Raw genomic sequence first — 17,348 nt, 5'->3', positions numbered from 1 at the left:
GCTTCCGTCACAATCATTTGGGAAATCGACGGAAATTCCATTTGATGACGAGGATCGAAACTATGCACTGCTCGCCCGCAAGCCGCACGGCACTTGCACTCCTTCTTGCTGCTGGTCTTTCCACCGGCGCTGCCGCGCAGACGCCGGCACCGAGTGCTCCGGCTTCGCAGACAGCCGCTCCGGCATGTGACGGTGACCTCGCTGTATTTCTGGCAGGCGTGAAGGCCGACGCGGTCGCAGCAGGCGCGTCTGCCGAAGCCGCAGACAAGGCGCTGGAAGGGGCACAGATCGACCAGAAGGTCTTGAGCCGTGACCGCGCTCAGGGTGTGTTCAAGCAGACTTTCCTGGAATTCTCACAACGGACCGTCAGCCAGGCTCGCCTCGACATCGGCCGCCAGAAGATGAAGCAATACGCCGATGTGTTTGCCCGTGCCGAGCAGGAATTTGGCGTGCCGGCCGGCGTCATTACCGCCTTCTGGGCGATGGAAACCGACTTCGGCGCTGTGCAGGGGGATTTCAATACCCGCAATGCCTTGGTGACCCTTGCACATGATTGCCGCCGGCCGGAGCTCTTCCGTCCGCAGCTGATTGCCCTCATCGAAATGGTTCAGCACGGCGACCTCGACCCGGCAACCAATACCGGTGCCTGGGCTGGCGAGATCGGTCAGGTTCAGATGCTGCCCCGCGATATCGTCGCCTACGGCATGGACGGAGACGGTGATGGCCACGTACGCCTCAAGCAGAGCGGCCCCGACGCCATCCTGACGGCAGCCAAGTTCATCCAGCATCTCGGCTTCCAAAAGGGCCAGCCATGGCTCCAGGAGGTTACCCTCCCGGAGAACCTCCCCTGGGAAAAATCCGGCATCGGCGGTCCTCTGACGGCCGGTGAGTGGTTTGCCCTTGGGGTCAAGCCGCGCGATGGCAACACGAGCTTCTCGAACCTGCATGGCGATCTGATCCTGCCGCAGGGCCGCCTTGGCCCAACCTTCATTGCGTACCCGAACTTCCAGATCTACCTCGAATGGAACAAGTCGTTCATCTACACGACTTCGGCCGCCTATTTTGCGACCCGCCTCGCCGGCGCCGAGACCTATCTCAAGGGGACGCCCGAACAGGGCCTTTCCAACGAGCAGATGAAGGAGCTGCAGACGAAACTCGGAACGCTTGGCCACGACGTCGGCAAGGTCGACGGCATCCTGGGTTCGGGCACGCGGGTTGCCATCCAGAAGGAGCAGCAGCGTCTCGGCATACCGGCGGACGGCTGGGCAACGCCGTCGCTCCTCAACTCTCTCTGATCATCTGTCCTTCAGCACGCACGTCGGGCCGGGTTTTGCACCCGGCCTTTCGTTTGCGTGGTTTGTCCCATGGTTTCAGGGGCTTCACCGCGAGCCTTCAACTTGCCTCAAGCGTAAAGAGAGGATCGCCGACTTTAACGGCACGTTAAAATATGTGAATATTTTTCGCAGACAATTTTTGTTGTAATTTCAGTGAATTAGTAGCGGCCGAGTGTCCGCAATGTGACATTTTCGCCGCAGTGCAGTATAAAATCCGCTTTCCAAGCGACACAATCACGACATATTATCACGCCGTTAACGCGAGGAGACAGACATGGGACTTACACAATCCTTGAATGTCCTTTTGGTCAGCGCGGCGTTTGCATTCGTATTGACAATGCTTTTCATCTGAACGTCGTGACAACAGAACAGTACCGAGACTCCTGAGTAGCGAAACAGTTCAATGAATCGGAAAAGCGCATCCCACGAGGAGATGCGCTTTTCTTTTTGCCTTCTGATTGAATGAGCCTATGCGGCAGCACCAGCCTTTTTGGCGCCTTCGCGTGTGAAGCCGAGATTGGTCAGCACGGCCGAAACGAGGGGTGCGCGGTTCATCGTGTACAGGTGGAAGTCTGTGAGCCCGCGGCGCGCCAGATCCTCGATCTGTTCGGCCGCAACTTCGGCGGCAACCTTTGCCCGCTCCTCCGGCTTATCGTCGAAGCCTGAAAAACGCTCATCGAGAAACGCGGGTATAACAGTGCCGCAGGCGCCGGCGAAACGCTTCAGCTGTGTTAAGTTCTGGATCGGCATGATGCCGGGCACGATCGGAATGTTGACGCCAGCGGCCCGCACCTTTTCCAGATAGCGCTCGAAATTGTCGTTGTCGAAGAAGAACTGCGTCAAGGCCCGCGTCGCGCCGTTGTCGGCCTTTTGCTTCAGCATGTCGATATCGGCAGCCGTATCGCGGCTCTCCGGATGTTTTTCGGGATAGGCAGAGACAGAGATCTCGAAATCACCGATCTCGCGCAGGCCGGCAACCAGTGCCGCCGCATTCGCATAGCCACCGGGATGCGGCTGGTAGGGCGCGCCGACGCCACCCGGCGCATCGCCGCGAAGCGCTACGAAATGCTTCACGCCAACCTTGCGGAAACTATCGATGACACCATGCGTCTCGTCCTTGGTCGCACCGACGCAGGTGAGATGCGACGCTGTGGCAAGCGGCGTTTCAGCGATGAAACGCGAGACTGTCGCCAGCGTCGGTGCCTTGGTGGTGCCGCCGGCGCCATAGGTCACCGAGACGAAGTCCGGGTTCCAGTCCTGCAGCTCGCTGACCGTATTCCACAGCTGACCTTCCATCTCTTCCGACTTCGGCGGAAAGAACTCGAAGGAAATGCCGATCTTGCGGCGCGCGTCGCTGTTCAAAACCATATGATTATCTCCCGGCAAGTATGGGTTCGGCGCCTTCGCTGGCTAAGGAGGCCAAAAGCTGCCGCGGGTCGCGCGCAAGCCAGACAGTGACTGTAAGCCCCTGCCCGCTTTGATGACCCGGATGAAGATCGACGACCTGCTCGACATCAAGCCCTGCCTTGCGCAACCAGTCCGACATCGACTGATGCGAGAAACCAAGGCGAACATGTGCGTGCTCGTCGCGAAGGTATTCCAGCCCGTGCGGGGCAAGATCGATGATGACCAACCGCCCTCCGGGCCGCAGCATGCGCGCTGCCTCGCCGATCGCGACCTCGGGCTGGTCGAAGAAGTGCAACACCTGATGAATCGTCACCACGTCGAAGTCCTGTGCCTCGAACGGCAGGTTCAGGATATCGGCGTGGCGCACGGACGCCTTGGTAATCCCCGACTTGTCGAGATTGGCGCGCGCCACGCTCAGCATGTCGCGGCTGGCATCCACGCCAATGGCCCGGCGATAAAGGCCGGACAGAAGTTCGAGGATGCGCCCGGTCCCTGTACCGAGATCAAGAAGCGAGTCGATCGGCTGGCTGCCGAGCAGCCGAACAACGGCGGCATCGACCTCTTCATCGGCGGCATGCAGGCGGCGAAGCTCGTCCCACTCGGCCGCGTTACGGCTGAAATAGGCCTGCGCCCGCTCCGCCCGCTGGCGCTTGACAGCCGCCAACCGCTCGCTGTCACGCAGGACCACAGGATCGTTGTCGGAGGCATGCGCCAAGAGACCGCGCACGAAAATGGCAGCCTTGCCATCCTGCCTGAGCCGGAAATAGGCCCAGGCTCCTTCCTGGTAACGGTCGATGAGATCCGCTTCGCCGAGGAGCTTGAGGTGACGAGAGATGCGTGGCTGGGATTGCCCGAGAATTTCTGTAAGATCTGTGACCGTCAGGTCCCCTGCTGCAAGCAGCACCAGCAGGCGCAGACGTGTCGGCTCGCCGGCCGCCCTGAGGACGTCCACCAGCGCATCTAGACCGAGTTTGATAGGCTCACCCATATCCTGTCCAATCAACATATAAAGATATCTTTATGTGAATTGATTTGATGTGGCAAGCCGCAATTCGATCCGTTCACGAAATTAGCTGCTCGGATCGCGACATCAAGGCGCGCAAAAAAAGCCCCGGCGAGCCGGGGCTGCTTGGCAAAGTTCAAAGCCGATCTCTGATGATCAGCGCGTCAGCCGCTTGTAGGTCACGCGCTTCGGATTGACCGAATCGGCTCCGAGGCGGCGGATCTTGTCCTGCTCGTAGTCTTCGAAGTTACCTTCGAACCATTCGACATGGCTGTCGCCCTCGAAGGCAAGGATGTGCGTCGCCAGGCGGTCGAGGAACATGCGATCGTGGCTGATGATAACGGCGCAACCGGCGAAGTTTTCCAGCGCATCCTCGAGTGCTGCCAGCGTCTCGGTATCGAGGTCGTTGGTCGGTTCGTCGAGGAGGATGACGTTGCCGCCGGCCTTCAGCATCTTGGCGAGGTGAACGCGGTTGCGCTGGCCACCGGAAAGGGTGCCCACTTTTTGCTGCTGGTCACCGCCCTTGAAGTTGAATGCGCCGCAATAGGCACGAGAATTCACTTCGTGCTTGCCGAGCTTGATGATGTCATTACCACCGGAGATTTCCTCCCAGACAGTCTTGTTGCCATCGAGAGTGTCGCGGCTCTGGTCGACATAGCCGAGGTCGACGGTCTCGCCAATGCGGATGTCGCCGCTATCGGGCTTCTCCTGGCCGGTAATCATGCGAAACAGCGTCGTCTTGCCGGCGCCGTTCGGACCGATGACACCGACAATCCCGCCGGGCGGGAGCTTGAAGGTGAGGTTCTCGATCAGCATGGTATCGCCGTAGCCCTTGGTGAGGTTCTCCGCTTCGATGACCACCTGGCCAAGACGCTCTCCGACCGGGATGACGATCTGAGCGTCGCCGGGCCGACGATCGGCGGCAGCTGCCACCAACTCGTCATAGGCACGAATACGGGCTTTCGACTTCGCCTGGCGGGCCTTCGGGCTGGAGGCGATCCACTCCTGTTCGCGCGATAGCGCCTTCTGGCGGGAGGCCTCTTCACGGCCTTCCTGCTGCATGCGCTTGGCCTTCGCCTGCAGGTAGGCTGAGTAATTGCCTTCGTAGGGAATGCCACGGCCGCGGTCGAGCTCAAGGATCCAGCCGGTGACGTTGTCCAGGAAGTAGCGGTCGTGGGTGATCATCAGCACGGCACCGGGATATTCGCGCAGGTGCTTTTCAAGCCAGGCGATCGTCTCGGCGTCGAGGTGGTTGGTCGGTTCGTCGAGCAGCAGCAGGTCTGGCTGGGCCAAGAGCAGGCGGCAAAGCGCCACACGGCGCTTTTCACCGCCGGAGAGCTTGTCGACCGAAGAGTCCCCCGGCGGGCAGCGCAACGCGTCCATCGCCATTTCCACCTGGCTCTCGAGGTCCCAGAGATTCTGGCTGTCGATGATGTCCTGGAGCTTCGCCCCCTCTTCCGCCGTCTCGTCGGAATAGTTCATCATAAGTTCGTTGTAGCGGTCGAGGATCGCCTTCTTCGGTGCAACCCCTTCCATGACGTTCTCAAGAACCGTCTTGGAGGCATCGAGCTGCGGTTCCTGCGCGAGGTAGCCGAGAGTGGCGCCTTCGGCGAGCCAGGCCTCGCCGGTGTATTCCTTGTCGAGACCGGCCATGATGCGAAGAACCGTCGACTTACCGGCACCATTCGGGCCGAGGATACCGATCTTGGCATCCGGATAGAAAGAAAGGTGGATGTTTTCCAACACCTTCTTGTTGCCGTACGCCTTGTTGAGGCCGGCCATGTGATAGATGAACTGACGTGCCATTGCTAACTCGCTCCGCGGGGGGATTTTCCAATTTTGCCGCTATGTAGGCGAATTAGAACCAAGGAGCAACGCGCGGCCGCCAAAAACCGAAGGCTTTTATCGATGTCACCGCGGCCGGGCCCTTCATCGAGCCCGCTATTGCAGCTTTTCGTGGTCTATCCGGAAAAGCTGGAAATTTGTCCGCGTCGGCGAAGGCACGCGCTCCAGTCCCGGCCATGACCGCCCCGCAGCAAGGGCAGCGTAGAGCGGCGCCTCTTTGGCATCGGCTTCCAACGGGAAACGGCAGACCGCGACATAGTCGAATGGTGAAAGGGCCTGCCGACGGATGTCCGGATCGGACGAGCGAAATGCCTCGAACATCCGTTTCATGCCGGGTGAAGCGCGATGAAACGGCGCAGCACCGATGGAGAACCCATCCGGCAGAGCAAGCAGGACCGGCAAAGCAAGGCCCTGAGGCAGCGCAATTCTCGCCGGCGCAATGGTCTTCAGGACGCCGAGGTCCTGGTCCTTGCACTCGTCGAAGGCCATGTAGTCTACGGCATCAAACGTTCGAACGGTTGGCGCAACAACCAAACGAGGCAAGGCGAACCCCACCAAGACAGCAATGATTGCCGCTCCGGTCATCCGCCATTCTTTCGTGAGGCGTCGAGAACGAACAAGTTCGGCGACCGCCGCCGGCACGAAGGGTGGTACGAGCGCAATAGGAAAGCGAATGTTTCGTGTCGTCAAAAATGTCAGTGCGAGAGCCGTGACCGCCATACAAAAAGCGATGAGTGGCCCAACCTCGCCGCGCCTGAGTTTTGCCGCGATCATGGGTAGCGCAAAGACCGCCGAACACGTCGTCACCGCAACCACCGCCAAGAGATCGAATCGACCATTCTCATAGAAATAGAGAATGCTGCGCTCCTGCCAGATACGGTCAAACCAGAGTTCCCGCGACAACGGGTCGATGATGCCGTAAGGACCGCCAGCGCACGGTCGAAACAAGAACGCTGCAACTCCGAGGAGAAGCAGGCCGGGGGCGCCGATAATCAGTGCCCTGAACATTGGTGTCGACGGTCTGCGGCGCGCGACAACCGCACCGATTGCGAGAACAACGGAAAATCCGATCAACAGAAATATGTACGGAGCCGAGAAAGCGTCGCACTGGGTCGACAGTGCCATCGTCGGGCCGATGAAAGCAAACATTGCTGCCATGGTGGTACCGACCATTGCAAGCGACGCAAAGAAAAGAACGTCATTTGCCCTTTTGGTACCGAGAATAAAGCTAACGACAAGGCCGGCATAGGCAGCTGCGAGAAACGGCAAGCATTCGAGGCCGATTACCACCGAGACCGCGCTCCCGGCTCCGATCATTGCGCCGCCGACCCGATCCCATCTGACGAGGCCCGCCATGATCGTCATCATCGCAACAATCTGCGCATTGTGGTGATCGATCCGGCCCGGCGCAAACTCCGCAATGCCAAACGTCATGAGAAGTGTCATCAGCACCAGCAGCCCCGCAAACGAAGGCCCTTTCAGGTGCACGCTGCCCATCAGGCGCCGCACCAATGACGCGGTCAGAAGGCACAACAGCGCCAGCATCATCGGCGGCCAAACATAGAAGGCGTATCGAACAGCGTCATCCAGCGGAACGAAAGGCTGCAAGAGCTTTGTGATCAGGACGTAGGGAAGATCGATCAACCGTGACCATGGTGAGACGTATGGTTCGGGCATTAAAAGCGACGGCAACGTCAAATCGAACCAGCGACCATGAATGGACAGGAGGTGGCGAATTTGCACCTCCCGCATCTGATCGTCCACGTCCCGAGCGAAACTGGTGCCATCCATCAGGTCAAGGGCGAGGAGCGCAAGCGACGTGACATAGATCAAAAGAAAGACTTCAAATAGGGAGGCCTTGCCAACGGAGCGAGATCTTCCTTCCGAAGGAACTACATTCGTATCCAACTGCATCACCTCGATTGAAGGAGAATCACGCGATCAATAATTGAAAGATCAACCAGCAACAGCAACGGCAGAACGATACCGGATCAAAATCCTGCGGCATCGACGAGGCCTTCGTTACAGCCAGCCGATGTCGGCCCCGCCCCGCCAATCAGGTCGTGAAGGCCGGCTGCATCATTCGAGGTTGCTTGCGCAGACAGACCGATCGTGAGCTCACTGATGAGGCGATCCCCATCGCCATTACGTCGGCAACTCAGCTTGACGCGGTTTCCGGCACCTGGTCCAAAACTCTTGTCGAACGCCGCGCGGATTGCTTCTGATGTCAACGACTTGCCGATATTGGCCGCGAAGAGATCGCGGACCGCCGAAGCATTCAGCTCCCCGATCAGGCGAACCGACGTCGCAAAATAATCGTCGGCACTCATCTTGGTGCAAGTGCCGTGCTTGATCCATTCGTGCCTCTCAAGGCCGGATTGCGTTCCGGGCATTGCCTTGTCGAGCGCAGCCTTGGTTTGCGCCGAAAGCCCCACCTCGGGCAGCCTGCGCCAGTCACCCTTCTTGTCGGCGGTCCGCAGGTTGGCGGGGACGTCGCAATAGTCCTTGCGCATCGGCCACAGCCCGTGGAGCGAAAAGTTGGTCGCATCGAACCTGTCGCTCGTCTGGCTGCTGCATTCGGCCTTGCGCCGGTTGGTCTCGCAGAAGGCTGGCTGCCAGCTGACGGCGAGAATGAACCGCGTCTGTCCACCCGCATCCTGCGCTGTCGCAACGCCAGCAGCCGCTGTTGCAACCAGGAATATGGCTGCTCGTATAAACGGATTGCTCATGCTCGTCCCCAGAAAGAACAATTCATGAACAGGAAATCATGCGGAATTCCTTTCCGCAACCTCCAATTGACAGGAAGCGAAAATCCCGTCGCATAAATATTGGGATGTGTTGCATTTCGCGACCAATCTGCTCTTCTCCCGGCAGCGGGAGGAGATAATGTTCGCAGATACGCAACGCCTAGGGACGGCGAATGCTTCGCTTGGCTTTCATCATCAGGCGTCACAGGGAGAGCCGCATGGAATCATCCTTGTATCTCACGGACTAGCCGAGCATTCGAAGCGCTACGCTCGTTTCGCAGCAGCCATGGCCGCTCGCGGTTACCATGTCTTTGCGTTCGATCACCGCGGACACGGTGAAACGATTGCGCCCGACGCGCCGATCGGACGCTTTGCGCGCCGCGGCGGCGTTCTGCAGGTGATCGATGATGTCGTTGCGGTTCGCAACCTTGCTGTAAGTCAATATCCGGGCTTGCCGGTCATCCTGTTCGGACACTCGATGGGGGGCCTCATTGCACTCAACGCGGCAGTCACGCATCCGCAGAAATTCGATGCCTTAGCCGTCTGGAACTCGAACTTCAATCCGGGCATGTCAGGGCGGGCGGCGCAAGCAATCCTGCTTGCCGAACGTGCCCTGAAGGGCTCCGATGTTGCGAGCAGCATTCTACCGAAGCTTACCTTCGGCACCTGGGGCAAATCCATCGACGGTCGTCGAACAGAGTTCGATTGGCTTAGCCACAATCCTGCGGAGGTCGACAAATATATTGCCGATCCGCTGTGCGGCTTCGATGCTTCGGTGTCACTCTGGCTCGATATCTTCGAACTGACGTTTCGCGCACCGCAAACGCCGCATTTGGAACGACTGCCGAAACAGACGCCGATCCACCTTGTCGGCGGCGGCCAGGACCCGGCGACCGATGGCGGAAAAGCGGTGATCTGGCTATCAAACCATTTGAAAGCCCACGGCTTCTCTCGTATCACGACGCAGATATATCAGGACATGCGCCACGAAACGCTGAATGAAATCGGAGCGGACGCGGCCATCGCTGCATTCGCCGACTGGTGCGACGAAGCGATCGCAAGATCCTGAACTGAAGGATTTCGCGATGAGCAATGGCATTTCTACCCGTCCCGCCCCCGTTTCGGAGGTCTCGACCGGCATTTTGCTGATGTTCCTGTCAGTGTTTGTCTCCCCGCTCATCGACATCTTTTCCAAGCTCGCGATCGCCACGATTCCTGCGGCGGAAATCACAGCCGCACGCTTTGTCGTGCAGGCCCTCTGCATGCTGCCGATCGTTGTCTGGCGCGGAAGCTGGAAGAGCTTTTCCTGGCGCGCCAACATCTTTCATGCCATCCGAGGCGCCGTCATAACCCTATCCATGGTCTCCTTTGTCACGACGCTAAAGTACATGCCGGTTGCCGACGCAATCGCGATCTTCTTCGTCGAGCCCATCATATTGACGATCCTGAGCAGCATCTTCCTCAAGGAGACGATCGGTTGGCGCCGCTATACGGCCTGCGGCGTCGGCTTCTTCGGTGCAATGCTGATCATCCAGCCAAGCTTCCAGGAAGTCGGCTATGTCGCGCTCCTGCCTGTCGTCAGCGCATTTTGCATCGCTATCTTCGCTTTGATGACGCGCGTGCTTTCGCACCGGGAAGACCCGTGGGCAATGCAATTTCAGATGGGCATCTGGGGCCTGCTGTTCTGCATCATCCTGCTTGCTGTCGGCAACGGCACGGGTTCCGACGTCTTTGACTCCGTAATACCCGATGCCCGGGGCTACCTCTATTTGCTCGGCGTCGGTGTGACGGCGGCCACTGCCGGCATCTTCGGCGTCTATGCCTACCGCGCAGCGCCCGCCTCGACGCTGGCGCCACTGCAGTATTTCGAGATCGTGTCGGCAACCATCTTCGCTTGGCTCGTCTTTGGCGACTTTCCGGATGCCGTCAAATGGCTCGGCATCGCCATCATCATCGCATCGGGCCTCTACATCATCTGGCGCGAGCGACGCTTTGCATCCAAACCGGTATCCGATACACCTCAATCGGCCCTGGCGCCCTGATCTGCTCGTGGGAGGAACATGACGGACAATCAGCCTCAAAAGCCACCGTTATCCGGCATCCGCGTGATCGAGCTTGCGAGGGTGCTCGCCGGTCCTTGGGCCGGCCAGATGCTGGCCGACCTCGGCGCCGACGTCATCAAGGTCGAAAACCCTGATGGCGGCGATGACACACGGCACTGGGGGCCGCCCTTCGTTGAGGGTGCCGACGGCGAAAATCTCTCCGCCGCCTACTACCATGCAGCCAACCGCGGCAAGCGCTCGATCACTGCCGACCTGAAGCGCAAAGAGGATCAGGAACTGGTCCGCCGTCTTGTCGCCACGGCCGACGTGGTCATCGAGAACTTCAAGCTCGGCGGGCTCGTGAAATACGGTCTCGACTACGAGAGCCTGAAAAAGATCAACCCAAGGCTTGTCTATTGCTCGATCACCGGGTTCGGCCAGACCGGTCCCTATGCCAGCCTGGCGGGCTACGACTATATTGTTCAGGGCATGTCCGGCTTCATGTCGATAACAGGCGAGCCGGATGGACAGCCGATGAAAGCGGGCGTCGCGATCGCCGACGTCTTTACCGGCATCTATGCGGTGGCAGCGATCGAGGCAGCGCTCATCCACGCGCAAAGGACCGGCGAAGGGCAGCTGGTCGACATGGCCCTGCTCGACGTACAATCCGCCGTCCTCGCCAACCAGAACATGAACTACCTGGTCTCCGGCCGCGCCCCGACGCGACTTGGAAACGCACATCCGAACATTTCTCCTTATGAAGTGGTGCCGGCGGCCGACGGCTATCTGATCCTCGCAGTGGGCAATGACGGCCAGTTCCGCCGCCTGTGCGCGATCCTCGGCCTTGAGGGCACCGCCGACGATCCACGATACGCGACGAACAAGGCGCGGGTTGCAAACCGCGACGAGGTCCGAAGGCTCGTTTCGACCGAAACGCTGAAATGGCAGAAAGCCGACCTGTTGAAAGCCTGTGAGGCGGACGCAGTTCCGGCCGGTGCGATCAATACCATCGAAGAAATGTTTGCGGATCCGCAAATTCAGGCGCGCGGACTGCGGGTAGATCTTTCCGACGCAAGGGGTACGGTCATCCCCGGCGTCAGGACGCCGGTCGTGCTATCGCGGACGCCCCTGCGCTACGAGCGTCCGAGCCCGAGGCTTGGAGAACATCAGGAGGAAGTTCTGGCCGAGCTCGCCGAACTTGAGAGGAAAAGATCATCATGAAGAAAACGGGCGGGGAACTGATCGTCGAGGCCTTGAAAGCGAATGGGGTGAAACGCCTCACCTGCGTGCCCGGCGAGAGTTTCCTTGCCGTTCTCGATGCGCTCTACGACAGCGAGATCGAGGTGATCGTCTGCCGCCAGGAGGGCGGTGCTGCCATGATGGCAGATGCCTGGGGCAGACTGACCGGCGAGCCGGGCATCTGCATGGTTACCCGCGGCCCCGGTGCCACGAACGCCACCGCCGGACTGCACATCGCCCGGCAGGATTCCATTCCGATGATCCTCTTCATCGGACAGGTCCAGCGCGACGCAAGAGAACGAGAGGCGTTTCAGGAGGTCGAGTTCCGCCGCGCCCTGACAGAATTCAGCAAGTGGGTGGGCGAGATCGACGACGCTGCGCGCATTCCGGAATTCGTTACCCGCGCCTTTGCAATCGCAACGTCGGGCCGTCCCGGCCCTGTTGTCTTGTCACTGCCCGAAGACATGCTCCGGGACGAAGTGGAGGCTCCTCGTGCGAAGCGCTTTTCCAGCGTCGAAGCCCATCCCGGCCGCCGCCAGATCGACGACCTTTGCCTTCGCCTACTGAAAGCGGAGCGACCGATGGTCATCGTCGGCGGCACGCGCTGGGATGCAGATGCGGTTGCCGATCTGAAGACCTTCTCGGAACGCTTCGCTCTGCCGGTCGGCTGCTCGTTCCGTCGGCAGATGCTGTTTGACCATCTGCATCCGAACTATGCCGGCGACGTCGGTATCGGTATCAACCCCGCGCTGGCCAGGGAGATCAAGGAGAGCGACCTGCTGATCCTGTTCGGCGGGCGGATGTCGGAAATGCCATCCTCCGGCTATACGCTGATTAACGTCCCCTATCCGCAGCAATCGCTCGTGCACATTCATCCCGATCCTTCCGAGCTTGGTCGTGTCTACAGACCCGACCTTGCAATCTGTGCGAGCCCGAGTGACTTCGTTGCTAATCTTGCTGATCTTGAGGCACCAAGGGACATCGGATGGGTGGAGCGGACCGAACGGATGCACCAGGCCTACATCGCCTGGTCGACCCCGCCAAAGACCGGTCCCGGTGCAGTTCACATGGGACCGATCATGGAGTGGATCGAGGCAAACACGCGCCCCGACACAATCTTCACCAACGGCGCCGGAAACTATGCCACCTGGCTGCATCGCTTCCATCGATTCCGTCAGTTCAACACCCAGGCGGCACCGGCGTCCGGCTCCATGGGGTATGGTCTGCCGGCCGCCGTGGCGGCCAAGCACCTTTTTCCCGAACGTGAGGTCGTCTGTTTTTCCGGAGACGGTTGTTTCCTGATGCACGGCCAGGAGTTTGCGACCGCTGTGCGCTACAACCTGCCGATCATCGCCATTGTCATCAATAACGGCATGTATGGCACCATCCGCATGCATCAGGAGCGCGAGTATCCGGGGCGCGTCAGCGGCACCGATCTGACCAACCCGGACTTTGCCGCGCTTGCGCGCGCGTTCGGCGGCCATGGGGAGACGGTCGAAACGACGGAAGATTTCGCGGACGCGTTTAAGCGTGCGCGGGCGAGCGGCAAGCCCTCGATCATCGAGGTAAAGCTCGATCGGGAGGCCATTACGCCGACGCGTACTCTTTCCGAAATCGCCCATACAAAAAGCCGGTGAGCGAACCCACCGGCTTTTATGACTGCAAGGCCCGTCGGGTTAGTCGAGGGCGGCCGTAACCGTGAACTCGACCTTGTACTTCGGCGCAGCAAGCTTGGCTTCGCTGGTCGCGCGAGCTGGCGTGTTCGCCGGATCGACCCAAGCTTCCCAAGCAGCGTTCATTTCCGCAAAGTAGGACATGTCGGAGAGATAAATCAGGGTCTGCAGAATCTTCGACTTGTTCGAGCCGGCTGCAGCAAGCAGACGATCGACTTCGGCGAGCGCGGACTTGCACTGTTCCGTGACGCTTTCGCCTTCGCCGACCTGGCCAGCGAGGTAGACGGTGTTGCCGTGGACGACTGCGCCGCTCATACGGGCGCCAACGTCGATGCGCTTGATGGTCATATTTTTCTCCTATTGATGAAATGAAAGACGCCGCTTGAATGGAGCGGCGTCGAAGCTTGCTCGGTGATCGGTATTAAGCGCGGATGTGGTGCGTCTTCTGATAGATCGCGGTCGAGCGGGCGCCGGAGCGGCAGTAGCCGAGCATCGGGCGCGGGAATTCATCGAGCGCGTCGACCATGCCGGCGATCGCTTCCTCGGTGACACCCATCGGGCCGACCGGCACGTGTGCTATGTCAAGGCCGAGTTCCTTGGCGCGCGCTGCTACCAGCGCATAGGGCGTCTGGTCGGGACTTTCATCGTCCGGACGATGGCAGACGATCGATTTGAAGCCCTGGGACTTGATCTGATCGAGATCCTCGACCGAAATCTGCCCCGAAACCGAATACTCGTCGTCGATCTGGCGAATGTCCATCGCTAATCCTCCTGAAATCGTGGGCTGAATGACTACGCCGCCCCATGGCCATCGTCAACCGCAGATCACTCAAACGAAAGCGAAGCTGAGCCCATAATTTCGGCTCTCGCCGGGCGCGAGCATGACGAATTCGCCCGATGCCTCCAACTCGGACCGCGACACCCAACGATGTGATACCGGCTCAATACCCAGCACGTCGGCGGGCGCCTTCTGATTGCGCCAGACCTGCAGGTGCGGCAACGTCTCGGCAAGGACGCGCACTCTGAGGGTCTTGCCGCCGATCGATGCAATTGGGCCAAGACGCACCTCAGCAAAGCTGCCTTCCGTTGCCGGCGCCTCTACGCAGAAGATGCCGCCCGGTTCCTTACCGAAATTCCAGGGAAAACCGCCGCCATCGAGCATCTTGCCTTCAAGACGCGTGCCGGCGTCGAACCATTTCCCGCCTATATTCATATGGTACATCAGGAAGGTCGGCACGATCTGGTCGCTCACGTTGAGGACCTTGTCCTTGAGATTGACCTCGCCAGTCCGCCCGTCAATGAACCAGTGACGCTCGATGCGAGCCGGCAGGCCTTCGACCGTTACGATGTCGATATCCGCCCGGCACTCGGCATTCCCATTCTCGAATTTGGTAAAGAGAATTCTGGCTGCGTGGCCAGGGCCCGAGCCATGCAGGGGATAGACCTTGCCATCAGTACGGCCGGGAACCGGTTCGCGGTGACGGATATGGTCCGGTCCGCAGGTAAACAGGAAGCCTTGCACGGAATGCGAAATGCGTGCATCGCCGTCATCGGGAACCGCCGTCTTGGGCGCGATGTCGACACCGTTGACGATACATCCGCCGATGTCCATCAACGAAGTTTCGTCCAGCATCAATGTCGGCCCTGTGGCGGCGGCAAATTCAATCATCGTTCAACGTCCTCCCGGTAGCGGCCTCTGCAGCGTTATGTCTCGGGCGGGATTTCGTCAATCACGACGGTGCGGGTTGCCACAAACGTATATGACTAAAGGAGAAATCACGGGATTTTTATCTTTTGTTCAGCACGATTTCATAAATTCCACACTAGCGTCAAAATTCGCAGGTGTGTGTCGGCCAAGTCACTGAAGGGTATGAAGACGTGAATCGCTTTGCAATAACGGGATTGTCTGCCGCAGCTGCCCTGCTGGCCATCGCTGTCGCGGCACCCTCTGCCGAGGCGCAGTTTTATAACGCGCGCCGGGGTGAGGTCGTCTTCGTGGCGCCGAACGGTGACATCCTCGACTATGTCCCGTCGGGCGCGGCTTACGCGCGCGATCGACGCGGCAACCGCGTCCTCGTCGATCCCTATGGCAACGTGATCGCAACCGAGATGCGAGCCCGGGGCTATTACCCACGCCCGCCGGTGCGCGACGCCTATAATGGTGATGTCTATTATGGCGACGATCCCTACGGCGATGGTCGTTACGCCGAGCGCGGCGCCGTGACCGGCTCGATCCCGCGCAACGCGCCAATCGACCGCCAGCCGCTCGACGATCAGCCTTACCCGCAGAGCGATGACTATGCATCGATCGAACCGGACCAGCAGCCGCCGGCTGTGATGCAGCCGAAGCCTTCTCAGGAGCCGGTGATCACGCTCAAGAACAAGTCGAAGTCCGAGATCGTCGCCCTGCAGGTTTTCCTGGACCGCGCCGGCATTTCGCCGGGCGCGATCGATGGCCACATGGGCGCAAACGTCACCAAGGCAATCTATGCCTATCAGCAGATGACGGGCGAGACACTTGATCCGAATAACACCGACGCAATTCTAGAGCAGCTGCGCTTGAACGGCGGATTGCCGCTCGTCAGCTACACGATCGCGCCTGCGGATGCCGCCGGCCCGTACGTTGCCGCAATCCCGGAGGATTATGCGCATAAGGCTGCGATGTCATCGCTCGGCTACACATCGACGACGGAAATGCTCGCCGAGCGTTTCCATATGGACGAAGGCTTCCTGAAGGAAATAAATCCGGGCGTGGATTTCACGGTTCCCGGCACGATCATCAAGGTTGTCAATCCAGGCGAAGCGAAGGCTGGATCGGTTGCACGCATCATCGCCGACAAGGGCCGCAAGCAGGTCTTTGCCTATGACAATGCCGGCAATCTGATTGCCGCCTACCCCGCCTCGATCGGCTCCACCGACACACCTTCACCTTCAGGCACGGTGAGCGTCGAGCGCGTCGCCTTCAATCCGGGCTATACCTACAATCCGAAGATCAATTTCCAGCAGGGTGCCAACGACAAGATCCTGAACATTCCGCCTGGTCCGAACGGCCCGGTCGGCACTGTCTGGATGGCCCTTTCCAAGCCGACTTACGGGATCCACGGAACGCCAGAACCATCGAAGATCGGCCGAACCCAGAGCCACGGCTGTATTCGCCTGACGAACTGGGATGCCACCGAACTGGCCAAGATGGTCAAGCCCGGCGTTACGGTCGAATTCACCGACTGATCTTTGCTCGCTATTCCCTCAAGAAAAAATGCGCCGCAAAGGGCGCATTTTGTTTTCTTCAGACACTTTAGGCGGCTGACCGGATCAGCGGACCAGTGCTTCGCGCCGGCTCCGGAAGCTTCACCGGAACCTTGCCCATGATCTCTTCGGCGAAGCAGCGGGCATTCTCCCGCGCCTTGTCGAGGTTGCTGACGCGAGCCGGATCGAGGGAATGCAGCGTGCCGCCGCAATCAAAGAGATCGCGGAAGGCAGACCGCTCGATGATCGCGGTCTCGAGCACTGCAACCTGTCTCTCGCTTAACAGCGCCTTGACGATCGAGAGCGCCCGCGTCGTCACCATCGAGTTGACGCGCGTCAGCACCACCGAGTGCCCGATGCGGATACCCGCCTTCTCATCCAGATATTGCAGCAATTCGAGGACCTGTGCGCCACCGCGTGCGTCCATGGCGCATCCCTGGATCGGGATCAGCACATGGTCGGAAAGCCCGATTGCCGTTGCAAGCAGCGGGTTGCGCGTACCCGGAAGATCGACGATGAAGTAGTCCGTGTTGTGCTTGTTTTCCGATATGTGCAGCGGCAAGGATGCCGACGTGACGAAATCGATCACCGATATGTTCGCCACATGCCCGGACACTTCATGCCATCGCGTAATCCAGTGCTGCGGATCGGCGTCGAGGATTGTCACCCGGTAGCCCTTCTGGGCTAGTTCGGTGGCGAGGAGAAGGACGGCTGTCGTCTTGCCGGCGCCGCCCTTGGTGTTTGCGAAAGTGATGACTGGCATGGTCGGTCCTCGAAGGGATGGTAAGCCGCTCTATGGCTCTGTCGCGCAC

Annotated in this window: 15 protein-coding genes; 6 read left to right on the top strand and 9 right to left on the bottom strand. The window is 59.7% G+C overall.

Going from position 1 to position 17,348, the window contains the following annotated elements; translation table 11 throughout:
- Nucleotides 1-62 precede the first annotated feature (62 nt).
- Complete coding sequence (locus BN77_RS18630; RefSeq protein WP_007534730.1) at nt 63-1,295, top strand: lytic murein transglycosylase; 1,233 nt, start codon at nt 63-65, stop codon at nt 1,293-1,295.
- Between the two features lie 507 nt (nt 1,296-1,802).
- Here BN77_RS18630 and metF read toward each other — a convergent pair.
- From metF to BN77_RS18605, 5 genes are all read right to left on the bottom strand, one after another.
- A complete protein-coding gene (gene metF, locus BN77_RS18625; protein WP_007534728.1) occupies nt 1,803-2,702 on the bottom strand; it encodes a methylenetetrahydrofolate reductase [NAD(P)H] in 900 nt (299 codons plus the stop codon).
- A 4-nt stretch (nt 2,703-2,706) separates the two neighbouring features.
- Nucleotides 2,707-3,729 carry an ArsR/SmtB family transcription factor gene (locus tag BN77_RS18620; RefSeq protein WP_040677937.1) on the bottom strand — a complete coding sequence of 341 codons (1,023 nt, stop codon included), beginning with the start codon at nt 3,727-3,729 and terminating at the stop codon, nt 2,707-2,709.
- A 171-nt stretch (nt 3,730-3,900) separates the two neighbouring features.
- The gene (ettA, locus tag BN77_RS18615; RefSeq protein WP_007534724.1) at nt 3,901-5,550 is read right to left on the bottom strand and encodes an energy-dependent translational throttle protein EttA; all 1,650 of its coding nucleotides are present in this window, start codon (nt 5,548-5,550) and stop codon (nt 3,901-3,903) included.
- A 135-nt stretch (nt 5,551-5,685) separates the two neighbouring features.
- Complete coding sequence (locus BN77_RS18610; protein ID WP_007534722.1) at nt 5,686-7,503, bottom strand: hypothetical protein; 1,818 nt, start codon at nt 7,501-7,503, stop codon at nt 5,686-5,688.
- 77 nt (nt 7,504-7,580) lie between these two features.
- Nucleotides 7,581-8,318, bottom strand: coding sequence for a ribonuclease T2 family protein (locus BN77_RS18605; RefSeq protein WP_007534721.1), 738 nt, complete (start codon nt 8,316-8,318; stop codon nt 7,581-7,583).
- 157 nt (nt 8,319-8,475) lie between these two features.
- On the opposite strand from BN77_RS18605, the gene BN77_RS18600 reads away from it, so the two are divergent.
- Genes BN77_RS18600 through BN77_RS18585 form a run of 4 tightly spaced genes read left to right on the top strand, consistent with a single transcriptional unit; the run spans nt 8,476 to nt 13,254 of the window.
- Nucleotides 8,476-9,405: an alpha/beta fold hydrolase gene (locus tag BN77_RS18600; RefSeq protein ID WP_007534718.1), complete on the top strand. Its 930-nt coding sequence runs from the start codon at nt 8,476-8,478 to the stop codon at nt 9,403-9,405.
- 16 nt (nt 9,406-9,421) lie between these two features.
- Entirely contained in the window at nt 9,422-10,378 is a 957-nt protein-coding gene (locus BN77_RS18595) for a DMT family transporter (RefSeq protein WP_007534714.1), read from the top strand.
- Nucleotides 10,379-10,396: 18 nt separating this feature from the next.
- Nucleotides 10,397-11,599, top strand: coding sequence for a succinate--glutarate CoA-transferase (caiB, locus tag BN77_RS18590; protein ID WP_007534711.1), 1,203 nt, complete (start codon nt 10,397-10,399; stop codon nt 11,597-11,599).
- Nucleotides 11,596-13,254: a thiamine pyrophosphate-binding protein gene (locus tag BN77_RS18585; protein WP_007534709.1), complete on the top strand. Its 1,659-nt coding sequence runs from the start codon at nt 11,596-11,598 to the stop codon at nt 13,252-13,254. The genes caiB and BN77_RS18585 overlap by 4 nt, the downstream gene beginning before the upstream one ends.
- Nucleotides 13,255-13,293: 39 nt before the next feature.
- Here BN77_RS18585 and BN77_RS18580 read toward each other — a convergent pair whose 3' ends face one another.
- The 3 genes from BN77_RS18580 to BN77_RS18570 all read right to left on the bottom strand — a co-directional run bounded on the left by BN77_RS18580 (nt 13,294) and on the right by BN77_RS18570 (nt 14,959).
- Nucleotides 13,294-13,638, bottom strand: a complete 345-nt coding sequence (locus BN77_RS18580; RefSeq protein ID WP_007534707.1) for a RidA family protein — start codon at nt 13,636-13,638, stop codon at nt 13,294-13,296.
- Between the two features lie 73 nt (nt 13,639-13,711).
- Nucleotides 13,712-14,050: a protein tyrosine phosphatase family protein gene (locus BN77_RS18575; protein WP_007534704.1), complete on the bottom strand. Its 339-nt coding sequence runs from the start codon at nt 14,048-14,050 to the stop codon at nt 13,712-13,714.
- A 69-nt stretch (nt 14,051-14,119) separates the two neighbouring features.
- Entirely contained in the window at nt 14,120-14,959 is an 840-nt protein-coding gene (locus BN77_RS18570; protein ID WP_007534701.1) for a DUF4432 family protein, read from the bottom strand.
- A gap of 209 nt (nt 14,960-15,168) precedes the next feature.
- Here BN77_RS18570 and BN77_RS18565 point away from each other — a divergent pair, with 209 nt between their 5' ends.
- Entirely contained in the window at nt 15,169-16,518 is a 1,350-nt protein-coding gene (locus BN77_RS18565) for a L,D-transpeptidase family protein (protein ID WP_007534699.1), read from the top strand.
- 67 nt (nt 16,519-16,585) lie between these two features.
- Here the strand turns inward: BN77_RS18565 and BN77_RS18560 are convergent, their stop codons facing one another.
- Nucleotides 16,586-17,299 carry a ParA family protein gene (locus BN77_RS18560; RefSeq protein WP_007534698.1) on the bottom strand — a complete coding sequence of 238 codons (714 nt, stop codon included), beginning with the start codon at nt 17,297-17,299 and terminating at the stop codon, nt 16,586-16,588.
- Nucleotides 17,300-17,348: the final 49 nt, after the last annotated feature.

Source organism: Rhizobium mesoamericanum STM3625 (genome assembly GCF_000312665.1).
GTDB classification, from domain to species: Bacteria; Pseudomonadota; Alphaproteobacteria; order Rhizobiales; family Rhizobiaceae; genus Rhizobium; species Rhizobium mesoamericanum.
This window is presented reverse-complemented; position numbering and strand designations above follow the sequence as displayed.

Excerpts from the sequence above, each read along its gene's own strand:
- BN77_RS18600 (WP_007534718.1), top strand. The coding sequence starts at position 8,476 with ATGTTCGCAGATACGCAACGCCTAGGGACGGCGAATGCTTCGCTTGGC.
- BN77_RS18585 (WP_007534709.1), top strand. The coding sequence starts at position 11,596 with ATGAAGAAAACGGGCGGGGAACTGATCGTCGAGGCCTTGAAAGCGAAT.
- BN77_RS18620 (WP_040677937.1), bottom strand. The coding sequence starts at position 3,729 with ATGGGTGAGCCTATCAAACTCGGTCTAGATGCGCTGGTGGACGTCCTC.
- BN77_RS18605 (WP_007534721.1), bottom strand. The coding sequence starts at position 8,318 with ATGAGCAATCCGTTTATACGAGCAGCCATATTCCTGGTTGCAACAGCG.
- ettA (WP_007534724.1), bottom strand. The coding sequence starts at position 5,550 with ATGGCACGTCAGTTCATCTATCACATGGCCGGCCTCAACAAGGCGTAC.
- BN77_RS18560 (WP_007534698.1), bottom strand. The coding sequence starts at position 17,299 with ATGCCAGTCATCACTTTCGCAAACACCAAGGGCGGCGCCGGCAAGACG.
- metF (WP_007534728.1), bottom strand. The coding sequence starts at position 2,702 with ATGGTTTTGAACAGCGACGCGCGCCGCAAGATCGGCATTTCCTTCGAG.
- BN77_RS18630 (WP_007534730.1), top strand. The coding sequence starts at position 63 with ATGCACTGCTCGCCCGCAAGCCGCACGGCACTTGCACTCCTTCTTGCT.
- caiB (WP_007534711.1), top strand. The coding sequence starts at position 10,397 with ATGACGGACAATCAGCCTCAAAAGCCACCGTTATCCGGCATCCGCGTG.
- BN77_RS18575 (WP_007534704.1), bottom strand. The coding sequence starts at position 14,050 with ATGGACATTCGCCAGATCGACGACGAGTATTCGGTTTCGGGGCAGATT.
- BN77_RS18595 (WP_007534714.1), top strand. The coding sequence starts at position 9,422 with ATGAGCAATGGCATTTCTACCCGTCCCGCCCCCGTTTCGGAGGTCTCG.
- BN77_RS18570 (WP_007534701.1), bottom strand. The coding sequence starts at position 14,959 with ATGATTGAATTTGCCGCCGCCACAGGGCCGACATTGATGCTGGACGAA.
- BN77_RS18610 (WP_007534722.1), bottom strand. The coding sequence starts at position 7,503 with ATGCAGTTGGATACGAATGTAGTTCCTTCGGAAGGAAGATCTCGCTCC.
- BN77_RS18580 (WP_007534707.1), bottom strand. The coding sequence starts at position 13,638 with ATGACCATCAAGCGCATCGACGTTGGCGCCCGTATGAGCGGCGCAGTC.